Below are 17,964 nucleotides of genomic sequence, written 5' to 3'. Positions count from 1 at the left end.
TTTAGAGAAAGATGATTCAGATTACGCGTAGAGAGACTTTTAATGCAGCTCACAGGTTGTATAATACCAAATGGACGGCCGAAAAAAACTTTGAAGTTTTCGGGCCTTGTTCCAGAATACACGGCCACAACTGGGAGCTTTTTGTGACAGTCGAAGGCGAAGTGCAGGAAGAAACGGGCTTTGTGATAGATTTAAAGGAGTTGCGTGATGTGATGCGTAATTATGTGATTTCGAAAGTTGACCATACTTTTTTAAATGAGGATGTTGATTTTCTGAAGGGGGTACTGCCTTCAACAGAGAATTTTGCCATAGCCATCTGGAGGATTCTCCAGCCGGTTTTGCTGAACGATTTCGGGGTTAATCTTTATAAAATCAAACTCACTGAAACCTCCAACCACTTTGTGGAATACTACGGAAAGTAAATGAAGTATTTTATTATTGCCGGTGAGAAATCCGGTGACTTACATGCTTCGAATCTGATTTCAGAGATCAGAACAGCTGATCCTGAGGCGGAAATTGCCGGATGGGGAGGTGACCGTATGAGTGAGGCCGGGGCTACCATCCTGAAGGACTACAGGGAGCTGGCCTTTATGGGTTTTATAGAGGTCATCAGAAATATCCGGGTTATTCTTGGTTTTCTCAAACTTGTCAAAGTCCAGATTGCTGAGTTTGCTCCTGATGTGATTGTCCTGGTTGATTACGCCGGGTTTAATCTCAGGGTGGCCAGATGGGCCAAAGGGGAAGGGTATAAAATTGCCTATTATATTGCCCCGAAGGCTTGGGCATGGAACGAAAGCCGGGTTTACAAACTCAAAAAGTATGTAGACAAACTGCTCGTCATTTTTCCTTTTGAGCTTGAGTTTTTCAGTAAGTTTGGCATTTCTACCGCATTTGTCGGGAATCCGCTGAAAGACGAGATCGGTAAATTCAGGAAGAATGAGCATTTCAGAACGGAAAACAAACTGGATGAGCGACCGGTGATAGCCCTTTTGCCCGGTAGCCGTAAACAGGAAGTAGAAAAAATGCTCAGCCTGATGGTGGCTTTGAGTACGGAATATAGAGATTATCAGCTGGTGATAGCGGGCGTAAGCAACCTTGGCAAAGGATTTTACGAACAACATCTGGCAGGAAGTGATATTAAGATAGTTTTTGATCAGACTTACGATTTGCTGTCCGTTTCAAGGGCAGCAGTGGTGACTTCAGGAACGGCAACCCTTGAAACAGCTCTCTTTGCTGTGCCCCAGGTGGTGGTCTATAAAACCAGTAATGTGTCGTATCTGATCGCTAAAAGTCTCGTTAAGATCAAATACATTTCCCTGGTAAACCTGGTCTCGGAAAAAGAAGTGGTAAAAGAGCTTATTCAGGGCGATTATGCTATAGATCGGGTAAAAGAGGAGTTGAACAAGGTAGCCGGAGATACTAAAAACAGAAAAGCACAGTTAATGGAATACGCCTTATTGTCCGAGAAACTCGGTCATGAAGGTGCATCTAAAATGGCTTCGGCCGAAATCGTTAATTTAATTTTAAAAAAGTAATGAGAAAAATCAGTTTGATTCTTGGTGTGGTATTGGTGGTATTGGCCAGCTCATGCAAGAAAAAAGAAGATCCAAAGCCGGTACTTGAATATCTTACCGGAACAACATCAAAGACATGGAAAGTAAACAAGGTTGTTGTGAAGCAAGGCACAGCAGAAGTAGACCTGTTGTCCGGACAGAAAGCTTGTGACACAGACAACCTCCTGGTATTGTTTACCGACAAGAGTTACGAGTTCAGAGAAGGGGCTACGAAATGCGATGCCGGTAATCCCGACCTGATCCTGAAATCATCATGGGTATTGAATGAAACCGAGAAGAGTATCAATATCAGCAAGTTCGTGTTTTTAGGCCGTACTATTGAAAACGCTAAATTAGTCATCACGGATATCAATGACAATTCCTTTACCGGAACAACAGATATCCAGTTTAATGGTACCACTTATTCAGGAGTGATTACCTTTGCAGTGGTGAAGTAAGGCAGGGTTTCAGATAAATCGGCTTTAGCGAACATATTTGTTTTTTTAACTGTTAGATAATTGTTAGGATCAACATCCGACATATTTAAAAATGAGCAAAGATTTAGAATTATTAGAAGAACTGACCAGTTCGGATTATAAATACGGTTTTTATACTGATATAGAGGCTGACGAAGCTCCTCCGGGGCTTAGTGAGGATATAGTTCGTTTTATTTCAGCCAAAAAGAATGAGCCGGAGTGGTTATTGGAGTGGCGTTTGAGTGCCTACAGGGAATGGTTGAAGCTTACAGAGCCTACATGGGCAAATGTAACTTATCAGAAACCTGATTTTCAAGCTATTAAGTATTATTCTGCTCCAAAGCAAAAGAAAACGATCAACAGCCTTGATGAGATTGATCCTGAACTGAGAAAGACCTTCGAAAGACTTGGAATTTCTCTGAAAGAGCAGGAAAGATTATCAGGTGTGGCTGTGGATGCGGTCATTGACTCGGTTTCTGTAGCGACCACCTTCCGTGAAAAACTGGGTGAAATGGGTATTATCTTCTGTTCAGTATCTGAGGCGGTACATAACCACCCTGAGCTGGTGAAGAAATACCTGGGTTCTGTAGTTCCGGTAAAAGATAATTTCTATGCTGCATTAAATGCCGCTGTTTTTTCTGACGGATCTTTCTGTTACATTCCTAAGGGCGTGAGATGCCCGATGGAGCTTTCGACCTACTTCAGGATTAACGCGGCCGGTACAGGTCAGTTTGAACGTACGCTGATTATTGCTGACGAGGGAGCTTACGTAAGTTACCTGGAAGGTTGTACCGCCCCTTCACGTGATGAAAACCAGCTGCACGCTGCTGTGGTGGAGATTTTCTGTCATGAAAAAGCCGAAGTTAAATACTCAACCGTGCAAAACTGGTATCCCGGTGATAAAAACGGTGTTGGTGGTGTTTTCAATTTTGTAACGAAAAGAGGTCTTTGTTTCGGAGACAATTCAAAAATATCATGGACCCAGGTAGAAACCGGTTCGGCGATTACCTGGAAATATCCGTCGGTGGTTCTGAAAGGAGATAATTCTATCGGTGAGTTCTATTCTGTGGCGGTGACCAACAATTACCAGCAGGCAGATACCGGAACGAAAATGATACACCTGGGTAAAAATACCAAGAGCCGTATCGTTTCCAAGGGTATTTCTGCAGGAAGAAGCCAGAATTCTTACCGTGGTCTGGTTGAAATCTCGAAAAGAGCCGACAACGCCCGTAACTTCTCTCAGTGTGACTCTATGTTGCTGGGTGACAGATGCGGAGCCCATACTTTCCCATATATTGAGGTTAACAACTCGACCGCTTCTGTAGAACACGAAGCCACGACCTCAAAAATCGGAGAAGATCAGTTGTTCTATTGTAATCAAAGGGGAATTGACAGTGAAACCGCAGTTGCCCTGATTGTCAACGGATATGCGAAAGAAGTATTGAACCAGCTTCCGATGGAGTTTGCCGTAGAAGCTCAGAAATTACTTGAAATCTCTCTGGAAGGATCAGTAGGATAAGAAATATTGGATTTTATAAATGAAAAGCCACCTTCGGGTGGCTTTTTTTATGCATTATTTTGAAATGATTATCATTGTAGATACGCACGGCCGTGCGTATCTACAACTGAAATGAAGATTCATCTACATAACCACCCGCAATCATGCGACCCCTTTAGGGTCGAAATACGGGATTATTGATTGTTTTCTATAAATATTTGACCCGCTTCGGGGTTATGATGCCTAAACGTATAAAAGAGGTCAGGAATCACTTTTGGCGAGTTGGTGTTTTATTTTCGCAGATACGCACGGCTGTGCGTATCTGCGAAAATGTAATTGGCGAATGCGTTTGCGGAGAATGAATCCGAAGGAATCACATGTTTATAGTATAAATGGTTTCTCCGTGTACAACGACCCAAACAGGGTCGCATGCTTTTCGTGTTTTTTGTGGACGAGGCATAGGGTTGTATTGAAAAACATTGACGCATCTGTCCAAACAAACCGTTCAGCCCTGTACATTCCTCGGAATTATTCATTATGTTTGGTTTACGAAGGCCTGTGCGGCGAAATCTTAAATTTATTTGTAGTGAAGATTTTTTATCTGTTACTTCTTTTCTTTTCCGGGTATCTTGTTCAGGGGCAGTCGCATGATAAAATCAAAGTGGCGATCCTGGGCACTTTCCATTTTGGTGAAACCACTGACTACAAAGGCGGTGAGGTGGAGGGCTTGCTGACCCCGTCGAGACAGAAAGAGCTGGATGAGCTGACCGATCAGCTGGCAAAATATTATCCTGATAAAATTTTCGTCGAAAATACTCCGGATACCCAGCGGTATTGGGACAAAGTCTACAGCGACTGGCTCAGGGGTATCAAGCCAACGAATCCTTCCTCTGAGAAAAATGAGGTTTTCCAGGTCGGTATCAAGCTGGCTAAAAAACTGAACAACAAGTTTGGGGTGATATGTGTCAATTACATGCATCCTGAAATGGACGGACAATTAAGAAGAGCCCGGCATAGGGCAGATTCTCTGTATTATTTTTACTCCCAGGCGGTGAATGCCAGGACACCTACTTACGATGCTTTTTTTAAACATAATCCGATCGCTAAAAGAGCCTTTGATGATTTTATGTCCAGATACAATTCTTGGGAGGGTCTTTCAATAACACAACAGCTCATCCGTATGAATGAGAAAGAAAGTATAGCGTCGCTTCATTACATCAACGTGATGGCCTGGATGGACCAGAATACCAACGGCGTCGGGGCTGAACTGACTTCCAAAGAATATTACCGGAATGCCAGGATTCTCCAGAATATATTAGGAAAAATAGGTCCGTTTGACAAGAAAGTGCTGGTCATCATCGGAGCCGGGCATGTTAAGATCTTACAGGACATGCTGGAATCCCATCCTTTTTTCGAGGTGGTTACCGGGGAACAATTGCTGAAATAATACCTTTAGAATTCAGTGTTACATTCTAAAAAGATAGGCCTTTACAATGAATCCCTTCTCCCTTCATCCTTTCCGTTTTCCCCTTTCGGCCTGGCAGTCAGGCCGGGGCGGGCTTTCATCCTATTTCCTGTAAAGCAACATACTCCTCAAAACTCATTTCGCCGATCTGCGGGGCGATGGTGTCATGCTGCATGACCTCAACAAAAAAGGACATTTTGTCAAAGGCGTTGCGGTCTGCGATCTTCATCAGCGGAAGGGATAGTTTTACCAGTGTCAGGGGTACTGAACGCAGTTTTGATCCCGGTTTTATTTCTTTGAGGATGATTTCGTTGAGTTGTCTGCGGCTGTAAATGTTCTTTCCGCCGGCCTCAATGACCTGATTTTTAGCCGGAATGGAGTCTGCAACAATTTTAGCCAGATCACCTTCAAAGATCGGGTTGGTCAGTTTATCGCCTTTACCGAGATTAACCAGCAGGCCGTTCTTAGCCATGTAAATCATATCTTTGAAAGCACTGAAAATAGCTGGTGGTTTGATGATCGAATAATCTATCCCAGATGAAATCAGTTGCTTTGAAAACTGATGATGGACGCTGAAGTACTCCAGTTCAGGGTACTTCTCGGAGTGCAGGGCAGAGATATAGACAAACTTCGGGACTTTGCTTTTGATGGCCTCACTCAGGATGCAGGTATTGGCTTCAAAGTCGATCTGCTTAAAGCTGGGTTTGCTTCTTTCGAAGGGCGAGACGCTTTTGCCGAGTGCGGAAATTACCACATCAAAACCTTCACAGATACCGGATAAGGCTTCATTGTCAGAGATGTCTGCGATGACATAGCGGTGGGCTATTTCGGACAACTCTTCACCCTTTTTCCTGTTTCTGACTACGGCGGTCAGGTCATATTTCCTGTCTTTGAGTTCTTTGGCGATGGCTTTGCCGAGGTTGCCGGTGGATCCGAACAATATTACTTTTTTCATCTTAAGGTGTCAGTTTATGATGCAAGATAATCTTTGATGGCTTCCCAGTAGTATTCGTTCCAGCCCGACTCCAGGGCTTTTACTTTGTGTTCCGGAATACCCGTCTGCGTAAAGATAAGCCTGGTACCCATCGGGTGGGTTTCGAAAACAAAAATACAGATGGAATAATGATCCTCAGGCCAGCCGTCTTCTTCAAAGTGCCAGGCCTGTACAATTCTTTTGCCGGGAACAAGCTCTATGTTGTAACCGTGACAATAGCCGTCAAAAATCACGAAGGTTCCTTCAATTTCCCGGCTCATTTCTACTTCTGCCCCGGTGATGTCGCTGTGTTTATCCGCATCCATGAATAGCTCCCATGCTTCTTCCGGTGTGGTGTTGATAATAACTTCCTGGTTGATGATTCCCGTTCTCATAGGATAAAAGTATCTGGTTTGAATCATCCGGCCAAACATCTGCTGCCTTGCCCTGATTCTCATTTTAAAGTTAAATAATGAATGGTTTCAAAGCCAGTAAACAGTTGTAAATAAATGCCGTGAAACCAGATTCTTAATGATAAAATCACGGAATCCCGTAATTGACAGGCAACAGAAGATGTACTAGTTTTGACACGTCGATAAACATTTGATAACAACTTAAAAAATTAAAGAAATGAAAACACTGGGATTTATTTTATTACATGTGATGATGACCTTCTCCCTGGAGCTTTGTCAGAAAGACGAAGAAATAGCCAATGACGATGAAAATGCCGGAGGTGGCAAAGCAAACATTGTTTTAACAGCAGGTGGTGAGCAGTACAAGATTACCGGACCCTGTGGCTGGGCCTCGGCGTTGGGGACGAAATATATCGGTGCCAATGACGCCGGTAATAACCTGAAAACATTTTCTGTTTTTTTCAACATAGATAACCCGCCGGCTAAAACAACAACTTATACCCTTGTGGATGACGTGAATGACGAAGACCCGACCCATATCAGGATGAACATCACTGAAATACGGGGAAGCAGTTTGTTTGAATATACTTCAACCAATACTTCCGGAAAACTGACGCTGGTGGTCAGCGGAAATAAAGTAACTGCTGACCTGACCGGGATAACCCTGAAACCAAGTACTGGTGAGAATCCTATTTTTCCGAGTCTGAATACCGGAGCCTTCAGTAAAACCGGGACCTTGTCCGGAACACTGGAGTTTGAAAAGTAAATATATTTGGGAGAATATATTTAATCAGAGGTGTCTGTGTTTCCGTTTCAAACGGGAATGCAGGCACTTTACTTTAAGCCGGCAGATGACCGTAAAATAAAACACTTTGCTAAAATTAGATTGTATTATAGCTGGTTTTTATATTTACAAAAAGACAAATCCGTTGTGTTTTATGACGGGTTTTGAGTATAGCTTTATTATTAATTACCTAATCCTGTTTGTTGTTAAAGTATGTTTCCAGAGCTGAGGTGCCCCGGTAAAAAATGCAGCCTTCTATGGGTAGTGGCATTTATCAGCCTTTTGTCATCTTCTGCCTTTGCTCAGTTTCCCTCTACCATTGATTCATTAAAAGTATATCTCAAAACGCATCCGAAAGACACCACCTATGTTTTGGCCCTTAACGAGTACGGTTTTCTGCTGATACAGGAAGGTGATTTTAAACTGGCTGATTCGGTCATTAAGGTGATGGCCGCCATGTCTGAAAAGGCTGACTATGGTTCCGGATATTACAAAACGACCAACCTCAGGGGAGTAAAGGAATACTCGCAGCAAAACTCCCGGAAAGCCCTGGAGTATTTTACGGAATGCCTGAGGATCATCGAGAAATATAAGCTCTCCAAAGCCTATTATCAGAATATACTTAATAATATCAGCATCATTTATTCACAGATGGGCGACCGCAAAAAAGCGACTGAATATGCCATGAAGCTGATCGAATACCAGGAGAAGCATAAACTTTATCCCTTAAAAACAAGCCCTTATGATCAGATAGCGGATAACCTGGCATTTGCAGGAAAGTATAAGGAAGCGATGGCTTATTATCAGAAATCACTTCGGATCGAAACGGAGTATAAAGACCTGGTCAATATGGCCATCGCCGAAAACAGGATCGGTAATGTCTACGAACTGATGAAACAGCCTGATGAAGCCATCAGGCATTTTGACCTCGGCTTGAGCTATGCTGAAAAGGCCAATTATGAGTTGCTTCAAACCGACTTGCTGACGAATCTCGGGCGGCTGTACACTGATAAGAAAAACTGGGATAAAGCAGAATATTATCTTAAAAGAAGTGAAAAAGTGGCAAGGGAGTTAGACGCCAGGAGCTCACTCAGGGTTCTCCTTAGTAATTTAGGCGATTTTTATATTGAGCAAAAAAAATATGACCAGGCCGGTAAGTGTTACCTGGAATCATTGGGAATAGCAAAAGAACTGGCTGATCCCGAACATCTTTTCGCCGCCAACTCGGCCCTTTCCGGATATTATGCCGGGATAAAAGACTATAAGAAAGCCTACGAGTATAGCCTGGATGCCGAAGCCGCGAAGGATTCGACCTATAAGATAGAGACGGAAGAGATCACACAAAAACTCCTGACGGAGTATGAAACCAAAGAAAAAGAACAGGAAATCGCCTTGCTGAACGAGAAAAATGCCAAAGCCAACCTTCAGAACAAAAGCATACTGATCGGCGGTGTGTTACTGATCCTCCTGGCCGGAACCTTCGTCGTTTTCCTGATGAACAGAAGCAAGCTGAAACGCCTGGAGGAGTCGCAAACCCTGAGAAATAAAATTGCCTCTGACCTGCATGATGAAATCGGGAGTACGCTTTCGAGTATCCTGCTGATCAGCGGTATGGCCAAAGCCGACAATCAGGGAGAAAAAAGCAACAGGATGTTCTCCAAGATACACTCCGACTCACAGCACATTGTGGAGTCGGTGGATGAAATCATCTGGTCGGTGAGCCCCGTGAATGACTCGCTGCAGGGTATTTTGCTGAGACTGAGGGAATATGCCCTGCCGCTGGCCGAATCAAAAAATATGTCCTTCGAGTTTCACTCTGATAAGGATATTGAACAATTGATGTTGCCCATGGAAATCAGGAGAAACCTGTACCTGATCTCGAAAGAGGCGATCAACAACCTGATTAAGTATTCAGAAGCCACACAAGCGGCCCTGAGCTTTTCCAGGACCAGGAAAGTGATGCAGGTGATCATTTCAGACAATGGCAAAGGGTTTGACTGGGCAGCGAATACTTCAAGGAACGGCTTGAAAAACATGAAAATAAGAGCGGAAGAAATCGGGGGAAAGCTGGATGTTGAATCTTCTCCGGGCGAGGGTTCCAGGATCACGCTGAGCTTTGCTCTTACATGAATCCGTCATTTTTTGTGAGAGATCGTTCTTTTACTTTTGTTTATTCAATTTCAAGCAGGAATTATGTCAAAGATAAGAGTTTCCTTTTACGAAGATAACGCCCGGCTCAGCGAAACATTAACCTGGATTATAGAGTCCTGCGAAGACTTTATATTGGTGGGGGTGCACTTTGACGCCACCGAAGTGATAGAAGATCTGAAAAATGAGTTGCCTGACGTGGTGCTGATGGACATAGAAATGCCGCAGATGACTGGAATTGATGCCGTAAGACTGATTTCTGAGAAATCCCCGCATTTGCCGAAAATACTCATGTTTACGGTTTTTGAAGACACCAGCAGGATTTTTGAGGCTATTAAAGCCGGAGCAGTGGGTTATCTGCTCAAGAATACCTCCGGGGAGAAGATCATAGAAGGCATCAGGGACGTTTCGAAGGGTGGAGGGGCCATGAGTCCGGCGATTGCTCTTAAAGTGCTGAGTTCTTTCCAGGAGCCTAAGGCCAACCCTTATGACCTGACCACCCGTGAAGTCGGGGTGTTACGCAGGCTGGTGGAAGGCGACAGTTATAAACTCATTGCAGCCCACTTTTTTATCAGCATCAACACCGTTGAAAAACACATCCTGCACATCTATCAGAAATTACAGGTCAACTCAAAAGGAGAGGCCATAACCAAGGCTTTTCGTGATAAATTGATTTAAAGGGCCTCAGAATCACGGTTTTCCGTTATTGACTGGCTCCAAGGGAAGCATTAGTTTTGTCATAGTTTAGATTTAAAGAATACAAGAATTGCCATTATAGAATAAAATTTACTTTCCAACCCCTTACCCGCATGAGAAAACTGATGAAAATAGGGATTTTAATCCTTTGTTTTCAGGAGATGTACGCACAGGATCTTGAAAACATAGCGAAACAAAAACCCTTTGCTATCACCGGCTCACTGGATATCCGAGGCATTGGTTATTCGGCCAGCGGAATAGCTGCCCGCCGGAGCCCGTTCATGTACATCATATCAGGAAGTCCGACGGTGTCACTCTATGGCATCGCCATTCCCCTTTCATTTACTTACAGTGAGCAGGACAGATCGTTCCGCCAGCCTTTTAACCAGTTCGGGATGAGTCCGACCTACAAATGGGCCACTGCCCATGTGGGTTTCAGGAATGTCAGCTTTTTGCCCTATACACTGGCCGGTTATACCATGCTCGGAGCAGGGGTGGAGCTTAATCCTAAAAAATTCAGGTTTGGTTTTATGGCCGGCCGTCTGAACCGGGCCACCACGGTAGATACCACTACCGGGGCCGTCCAGCCCTATAGTTTTTCACGGTTCGGGTATGCCGCCAAGATCGGTTACGGTACGGAGGAAAATCATTTTGACCTGAGTTTCCTGAGTGCCAAAGACCGGGAAAAAGATTTCAAAGGTGACCTCGCCACCAGCCAGGTAAGACCCGCAGCCAACGTGGTGGTGGGCGGAGATCTGAAGCTGATGATCGTGAAGAAAATCTTCGTCTTTGCGGATGTAGGCATCAGTGTTTATACCCGTGATTTTAACTCTTCCATGGCCATCAGTACAGATTCACTGAAAGTCCTGAATACCTTAAACAAACTGATCAAACTCAACGGAACGTCAGAATACTATGTGGCCTATAGCGGAGGGGTGGGCTACAAAGAAAAGAACTTCGGACTCAAGCTGGCCTATAAGTATGTCGATCCTGATTTTCAGTCGATGGGGGCTTATTTCTTCCAGAATGATATAAAAAATTTCACGATATCTCCCACTTTCAATGCCCTCAAAGGTAAACTTCGGTTGATGGGTAGCCTGGGTTTACAGCAGGACAATACCAAACAACAGAAACAAGCCACCACCAAAAGGGTAATCGGACTGCTCAATCTTTCCTACGATGTCAATGAGAAATTCGGGGTCGATGCCAACTATACCAATTTCTCTTCCAATTCAGAACCTACCGTGGCACTGGTGCAGAACAAATACCTGCTGACCCAGACCACCAGTAATATTTCCGTGAACCCGAGGCTGGTGCTGGCCAATGTCAACACCACCAACGTGTTTCTACTTTCTTATAATGTCAGTAATCTCGTGGATGTCAACGATGAAACCAAGATCACGAATAACATCAATTCAAGTGTGGCTTTATTGAATCATAACATCACCCTCAATAAAATAGCCCTGACGATCATGTCGGGAGTCAATTATACGACCAATAAACTCGCAGATCAGACCATTGACAACATGGGTTTTACGCTGGGGGCCTCCAAAGGTTTTCTTAAAAACAAATTGCAGGTCAGCAGCAGCAACTCCTACATCATCAGTAAGTTGCCCCAGGGAAATAACACGATTATCAACCTCGGAGGGAATGTGGCCTATCAGCCTTTTCCGAAGCACCGGTTCAGCCTCAGGGTCAATTCTCTGAGTAACAAACCGGACGAGGAAGTGTCCGGAGGGGCGGGCAGGTTTTCGGAGTTTACGGGTGAATTCGGTTACACATTAAGCTTTTAAATCAACCAAGACATGAAAAATAAAATTATACTTTTGATTTTCCTTCTGAGCTCCCTGCTGGCGTCGGCTCAAACGCAGGTCAGTGTCAGCATTAACCTGGTACCCCCTTATTCGACCCGCCTGAGCGATTATGCCAATAATCCGGGTAAGGCATTGGTAACCCTCAGAAACACCCAACCAAGGGCTGTAACCGTTTACCTGAGAGCCACCATTACGGGTGACAACGGCATCCTGGTGTTTACCAATCCCAACTACAGACCTGCCAGGGGCATCACCCTTGAGCCTAATATTCCTTTTACCTTAACCGTAGGTGATCTGCAGGATGTATTTGATGTGAACCAGCTGAACACCAGGGGAATCTCAATGTCGGATATCGAACGTAAAAACGGGCTGCCTGAAGGCATTTACCAGGTTTGTGTCAGAGCCTATGATTTCAGCAGGCAGACCGTGCCGCTTTCTCCGGAAGCCCCGATGGGTTGTACGACCATCAGGCTGACGCGTCTGGAGCCGCCGATGCTGGTTAAGCCTTTTGAAGACGAGGACGTGGCTTCTTTTCAGCCTCAGAACATGATTTTTAGCTGGACAATGCCCGCCGGAGCTCCTCCGGGTACACAATATAAGTTGAAAATTGTCGAGATATTTGATAAAAAACGCAATCCGAACGACGCCTACCTTTCATCTACACAGCCACCGTTTTTTGAAAAAGTGGTATCCGGCAATGTTTACGTGTATGGTCCGGCAGATCCTCAGCTGGTCAACGGCCGGAAGTACGCCTGGGCTGTCACCGCTTTGGACCAGATTAGGCTCAGTGCTGAACGCACCACCAGTGAGGGGACGGCTTTCAGAAACGGGGGGCGTAGTGAGATCAGGGCGTTTACCTATAAACAGAAGGAAGCCACCAAGGTTGACTTTAAGGAGCCTCTGACCGGCAAGAAAAAGACCCCGCTGACACCGAAGGACTTCAAATATGATCCGAATATCCAGATCAAGAACCTGTTTACTTCGGTAAGCGGCCGTTTGCTGTATGCGTACCCGGAAGATTACAAAATGGATACTTATTCGGGATCAACGAAAGTGCTCAGCAAAAGTAATTTTACCACAAAACAGCAGAACAGGCCCGGAGATCTCCTGCATCCGTTTTATTCAACAGCCTCACACCTCAATCCCACACCATCGGCCAAACCGATGAAAAAAGTGAAAGTGAACCTGGTGATGGTGTATGCTTTTAAAAGTGAAGATCAGAACCTCAGCGGGTTGATTCCGCTGTACGACGCAGGAAACGGGTGGAAGATACTGACCAGCCTCGGGCAAACCGACCTCGTTGATTATACCGTGAATAATAAGAACATTGAAAGTCAGCCCCTGACGAAGGTCCTGGCTACGGGCTATACCAACGACAACGGCGAGTTTAACCTCGGATTCCTGCTTAAGGACACAGCCTCTATCGTCAGCTTCAACATCAAAGAGCCGGATAAGGCAACCTACCTGCCCTCTTACCAGAGTCCTACCGGCGAAGACACTACCATCGTCGAAAAAGGAGCCCTCGTAAATGGTAAGCTTATGCGTAAAACCTGCATCCTGATCGTTGAAAGCCCTTATTATTGCAGCCCTTTTATGATGGTCGATCCGAGGCCTAAAGACAACATCATGCTACCAGATATGGTGGGTCTGGTAAAAAGTTTTGAAATGCATCTTACGGCTAAAAATAATGATGCAGAGGGCCAGATGGGAGGAAAGTCGGGTGGACTGGAAAATATAAACGTGGAACTTTTCAGAAGGACCCCGATGGATATTTCACTGCCTGAAAATGAGGGACAAAACCTGCCGGCCTCTTCGGTACAATCTCTCAAAATGGGTGAGTATTCCTGGATTTATCCGATCAGCAAAGTGGCCAGGGTGGTGGCCCTGGGTAAAACAGACGCCAAAGGTGTGGCGAAAATCCCGAGGGTGATCAGGATCGGCAGCAAAAAAGACGATGTGTTTATTGCTCATACCTATTCAGACACCAACGTCGGGAACTACAATAAAAAGGATGGGATCAAAGCCATAGACAGCTACAGCAGCAATGGCATTTATTCCAATGGCTTTGACGGAGACTTTGATGAAAACCTGGAATTTAATTCCGCTTATAAATACACAAATGAGGTCATTGATGTCCTGATGATCTCCAAAAAGCCCGTGGTGAAAGGCAAGGTGGTAGAGAAAAATATGGGACTGAAAGGTGTGACGGTGTTCTTAAAGGCGAAACAGACCACCATTACTGAAAAGAAAATGGACCCTCTCGGATTCCTGACAGAGACAAACGTCACGACAGGATTCAATATCATAGCTGCCCAGTCTACTACAGCCGACGGTTATTTTGAGTTTAAAGACCTCTCACCGGGTGATTATATCCTGGAATTCCAGAAATCCGGCTATAAGACAAAAACATTCAATGCTGATAACAAGCCGTTCAGCTTGCTGAGCGGGCAGTTGCTGCAAACCAACGAAATCACCATGCAGCCGTCAGGCACGATATTAGCCTGTGTGACGGACGAAGACGGAAATAAAGTACTGGCTGACGTGCAGGTAGAAGACGGAGCTCTTTACAAGACCAGTGAAGCAAGCGGACTCCTGGGAGGTTGTGCCTCATTCCCGGCACCGGGTGGAAAAGCCAGGAAAATCAAAGTTTTCCCGAGGTCTTCTGAATTTTACGAGGGAGAGTTCATTTATGATATCAAGGAAGACGGACTCACGACCATTCCTGGCGGGACGCTCGTGGTGCTTCGCCGGAAACACCGGATCAATGTGAAAGTGAACGGCAAACAGGGCAATGATGTCATGCCGCTTGAAGGAGCTACCGTGACCATCAAGGACAAGGTAACCGCTAAAACAGACTCCAAAGGGATTGCCACCATTACATTTGAAAGCCCCGGAACCTCATTCATCGTAAAAGTAAAACCGGCCCCCGGAGATAATTTCTCTCACTGGGAAGAGGAAGTGATTATTCCAATCACTAAAAAGCCGGTCAATAAGGTCGTAGACCTGACTCCGGCCAAGGAAATCCTGGCTTCGGTAACGGAAGTCAAAGAAGGTAAGACGCAGCCTTCCAAAGGAGCGAAAGTATATGTTAAAACCCTGAAAAACGGTTGGGGTAACAGCAGTGCCAATTATGCAGAATGCTTTACAGACGCCAACGGAAACTGCAGCCTCAGGGGCATTCCTGTCGCGGAAAACAATGTGGAGGTTTACGTGTCCAAAAATGTGGGAGATGAACTGAAGGAAGGAGTCAGGGATTTTAAAGGAACCATAGACCCTGGAGTGAAAACAGGTCAGGTTATTCAGAAGCCCAACGGACCGGACCCTTTAAAAGGAGCGACTTCTCCGAATGAAGATAAATCCGGAAATTATATCGGAGAGAAGAAGGAAGCCTATTGGTTTAACGGTCAGTTTCAGTCCAAAGTGGCTCTTAAGCTTGATTTTAAAAAGGATTTCAGTGTTAAAGATGTGTGGGGTTTCCCGGTACATATAGAAGTGGTGGAGGCCCAGGCTGACGGCTCATTCCTTTTGTCCGGATCGCTGCATGACCTGCCTGATAACGGAAGTTTTGCTTCAATAGATGCTCAGAACAGGCTTGACTTTAAGAAAATTAAATTCGTCAAAACTGCTGCCGGAAACAACACGCACCAGCCGCAGTCAGATAAACTGGAACTCCAACAGAAGACCTTCCCTGTGAAAATCGGTAAAGGTTTACAGGGAACAGCCAATGTAAATACACTTTCGGCACCGGCCATCGGGCTCACTTTTCCTAAGCTATATGCCCAGAAAGCCAGTGACGGTAAAGGAGAGATCAGGGCGGCCGTCCAGCTTCAGTTGTCTTCCTTTGAGGGGGCTTATCAGCTCTCAGGTAAAGTGGAGTTGGGTGAAAACGGCAACCCTGGCAATATTATGATCTTCAAAGCCGGATCGGCTGAAAAAAGGAAGCTTAATATAGGCAGTTCGGTTTCCAACACTTCCATGGCCAACCTGAAGTTTAAAGTACATAAATTCAATGCCGAAGCGGATGTGGCCAAATCTTACATTTATGGAGACTCGGTCAGGTTCTATACCATTCTTCATACCAACATCCAGGATGTTTCTCCGGCAGACATTGCCCTCAAAGCAGGGTATATCACCGCTTTACCGGACAAAATAGTGCCCTTTGAAGGGGGCGACGACATCAGTTTTTCTCTTGAAAAATGGAAGGTGGTAGGTCAGAAAGGTACCGGCAACATGGTCTGGAAATATGACAACAACAACGGCGGTATCATGATTGAGAAGGCTGTGGTCAATACCGGGATTATTTCCGTTAACCTTAAAAACATGATCATCAAGCCTGACAAGCTCATTGCGGATAAGCTCGAGCTTGACAGCAAAGATGCGTCGGCTTTCTCACTCGGGGGCATTGTGCCGCTCGAAATCCTGCCCGGCTCGCAGACCTTGTTCTCTTATGATCCCAATTGCTATCACGACAATAAGCCGCACTGGAAACTCTCTGTCCTCAGCAAAGGTGGGGCAGAGGTGGCTGCCAGGGTGACAAAACTGGACGGGCTGGACGACGGACAGAAGCTGGAGTTTGGTTCCATGAACCTCTTCTCTGACAACCAGCAACAGCTCAACGGGCCTTCTGCCAAGCAGATCACGCTGTTTAAGGTGCTCAAACTGGCCCTTAATACCATTGATGTAGGAAACAACTTCTTTACACTGGTAGGGCAGGCTTCTATGGACATCCCGAATATGAACAATGCCGGAGGAGGTATAGTGGGCCAGATTGTATATTCCAAGAATGCCTCAGGACAGGTAAAAGCCGATATCAAACCGTTGTTCTTTGACATTGAGGGCAAAGGCCAGGTGTCATTCCATGCGGATGATGACGCTAAAAGTCAGTCAATCTCCAGCGGGCTGTATACTGCGAAAGGAACCCTGAAAGTATATGACTCGCCGAGCGGAAAGTCGTTTTTACTGCAGACATTGCTGAAGCATCAGAAGACAAAAGACGGTTACAGCACCTCTGTGGAAGTGCTGGAAAACCAGAAAGTCCCTCTTGAATCGAAATATCTTGAGATAAAACCGGGACTGGCCAACAGCAGTATGAAGGTGGTCGGCGGAGCCTGGGACAACCTCAGCCTGAGGACCTTGCTTCCTACCGGAGACAAAGGGTTTTCACATATGAAAGATGATGAAAAAGACCGGACGCTCGTGCTGGTGGTTAAAGGAGCTATTGTGACAGACATGAACGACGACCAGAGCGGTATCGGGGTCAAAGGCATGGAAACGGGTATCGGGCGGGTGACTTTGTTCTATAATTTCGTCAGACAGGAAGTCAGGGGGCAGTTTACTTTCACGCCTCCGGTGCCGATTGCCTGTGGTATTGTCAACATCACCTCAGGAAACGTATCGATGGTGATAGGCACCAACGGCATGTATACCATGCTGAACGGCACGGGCGAAGTGGCCCTGTTCAGCCTGCCTATTCCTGTGGATGCCGCGTCAACGGTATTGGCCGGATACTACACCAAACCGATTTATGACGAAGACAGGATGATCATTACTGATTTGTCTGTTCAGAAGTCTTTACCAGTCGAACTGGCCAGTGGTATCCAGGGAGTCTACAATTCTGTGAATGTCAATTTTACGCCATTTGATGAAAGTTTCGGTTTTGACGGAGGAATTGCGGTGGCCAAATGCTGGGCGAAAGTAGGTGGGGCGATGGAATTCAGATCGTTTGTCAATTTCAGAAGTTTCACCCAATGTGACATCAAGCTGGGGGCGTATGCCATAGCCGGGTTTGACGTTGGCGGAGAGGCCAGTATCTTAGGTATCGGGGTCAGCGGGGGAGTGAAGTTCAACGCCCAGGTGGCCCTCACTTCTGAGGCCTCGCCGCAGGTAGGGCTGAATTTTGCGAGTATCAAAAATACATTAAAAAGCCTTGGTCTTAGCGGTTGTGGAAGCGTTGGTGCGTCTTTCAACCTCGGAGCTTGTATTAAAGTGGACCTTGGGCCGCTGGGTGAAGTAGATGAATGTGCAGGCTTTGACGTAGGCAAGGATTTTTCGGTGAACTTGACCACCAAACCCAAAGTGGATCTGAGTTTCTCTTTCGGCAACTGCGGAAACGGTATGCCGGTGCAGAAGCTGCAATGATAAACA

The 17,964-nt window shown here is 45.6% G+C and carries 12 protein-coding genes; 10 read left to right on the top strand and 2 right to left on the bottom strand.

The window, feature by feature from the left end; translation table 11 throughout:
• Positions 1-11 precede the first annotated feature (11 nt).
• The 5 genes from GVN16_RS18820 (at position 12) to GVN16_RS18800 (ending at position 4,974) form a co-directional block, all read left to right on the top strand.
• Positions 12-422, top strand: a complete 411-nt coding sequence (locus GVN16_RS18820) for a 6-carboxytetrahydropterin synthase (RefSeq protein WP_166565486.1) — start codon at positions 12-14, stop codon at positions 420-422.
• Positions 423-1,535, top strand: a complete 1,113-nt coding sequence (lpxB, locus tag GVN16_RS18815; protein ID WP_166565485.1) for a lipid-A-disaccharide synthase — start codon at positions 423-425, stop codon at positions 1,533-1,535. It begins immediately after the preceding gene.
• On the top strand, positions 1,535-2,011 hold the full coding sequence (locus GVN16_RS18810) for a hypothetical protein (protein ID WP_166565484.1): 477 nt from the start codon (positions 1,535-1,537) through the stop codon (positions 2,009-2,011). Before lpxB ends, GVN16_RS18810 begins: the two co-directional genes overlap by 1 nt.
• A gap of 91 nt (positions 2,012-2,102) precedes the next feature.
• On the top strand, positions 2,103-3,548 hold the full coding sequence (gene sufB, locus GVN16_RS18805; RefSeq protein WP_166565483.1) for a Fe-S cluster assembly protein SufB: 1,446 nt from the start codon (positions 2,103-2,105) through the stop codon (positions 3,546-3,548).
• A 565-nt stretch (positions 3,549-4,113) separates the two neighbouring features.
• A complete protein-coding gene (locus GVN16_RS18800) occupies positions 4,114-4,974 on the top strand; it encodes a DUF5694 domain-containing protein (RefSeq protein ID WP_166565482.1) in 861 nt (286 codons plus the stop codon).
• Positions 4,975-5,089: 115 nt separating this feature from the next.
• Here the strand turns inward: GVN16_RS18800 and GVN16_RS18795 are convergent, their stop codons facing one another.
• Together GVN16_RS18795 and GVN16_RS18790 are read right to left on the bottom strand one after the other, a co-directional pair.
• A complete protein-coding gene (locus tag GVN16_RS18795; protein ID WP_166565481.1) occupies positions 5,090-5,947 on the bottom strand; it encodes an NAD(P)H-binding protein in 858 nt (285 codons plus the stop codon).
• A 14-nt stretch (positions 5,948-5,961) separates the two neighbouring features.
• Complete coding sequence (locus tag GVN16_RS18790) at positions 5,962-6,423, bottom strand: SRPBCC domain-containing protein (RefSeq protein ID WP_166565480.1); 462 nt, start codon at positions 6,421-6,423, stop codon at positions 5,962-5,964.
• 172 nt (positions 6,424-6,595) lie between these two features.
• On the opposite strand from GVN16_RS18790, the gene GVN16_RS18785 reads away from it, so the two are divergent.
• The 5 genes from GVN16_RS18785 (at position 6,596) to GVN16_RS18765 (ending at position 17,958) form a co-directional block, all read left to right on the top strand.
• Entirely contained in the window at positions 6,596-7,144 is a 549-nt protein-coding gene (locus tag GVN16_RS18785) for a hypothetical protein (protein WP_166565479.1), read from the top strand.
• A gap of 231 nt (positions 7,145-7,375) precedes the next feature.
• Entirely contained in the window at positions 7,376-9,292 is a 1,917-nt protein-coding gene (locus GVN16_RS18780) for a tetratricopeptide repeat protein (RefSeq protein WP_166565478.1), read from the top strand.
• Between the two features lie 63 nt (positions 9,293-9,355).
• A complete protein-coding gene (locus tag GVN16_RS18775) occupies positions 9,356-9,988 on the top strand; it encodes a response regulator transcription factor (protein ID WP_166565477.1) in 633 nt (210 codons plus the stop codon).
• 131 nt (positions 9,989-10,119) lie between these two features.
• Positions 10,120-11,799, top strand: coding sequence for a hypothetical protein (locus GVN16_RS18770; RefSeq protein WP_166565476.1), 1,680 nt, complete (start codon positions 10,120-10,122; stop codon positions 11,797-11,799).
• Positions 11,800-11,811: 12 nt separating this feature from the next.
• Positions 11,812-17,958: a hypothetical protein gene (locus GVN16_RS18765; protein ID WP_166565475.1), complete on the top strand. Its 6,147-nt coding sequence runs from the start codon at positions 11,812-11,814 to the stop codon at positions 17,956-17,958.
• Positions 17,959-17,964 lie beyond the last annotated feature (6 nt).

Origin of the sequence: Emticicia sp. CRIBPO (genome assembly GCF_009905725.1) — a bacterium.
GTDB lineage: Bacteria > Bacteroidota > Bacteroidia > Cytophagales > Spirosomataceae > Leadbetterella.
Note: the sequence above shows the minus strand (reverse complement) of the source record. Positions and strands in the feature narration are given on the sequence as shown.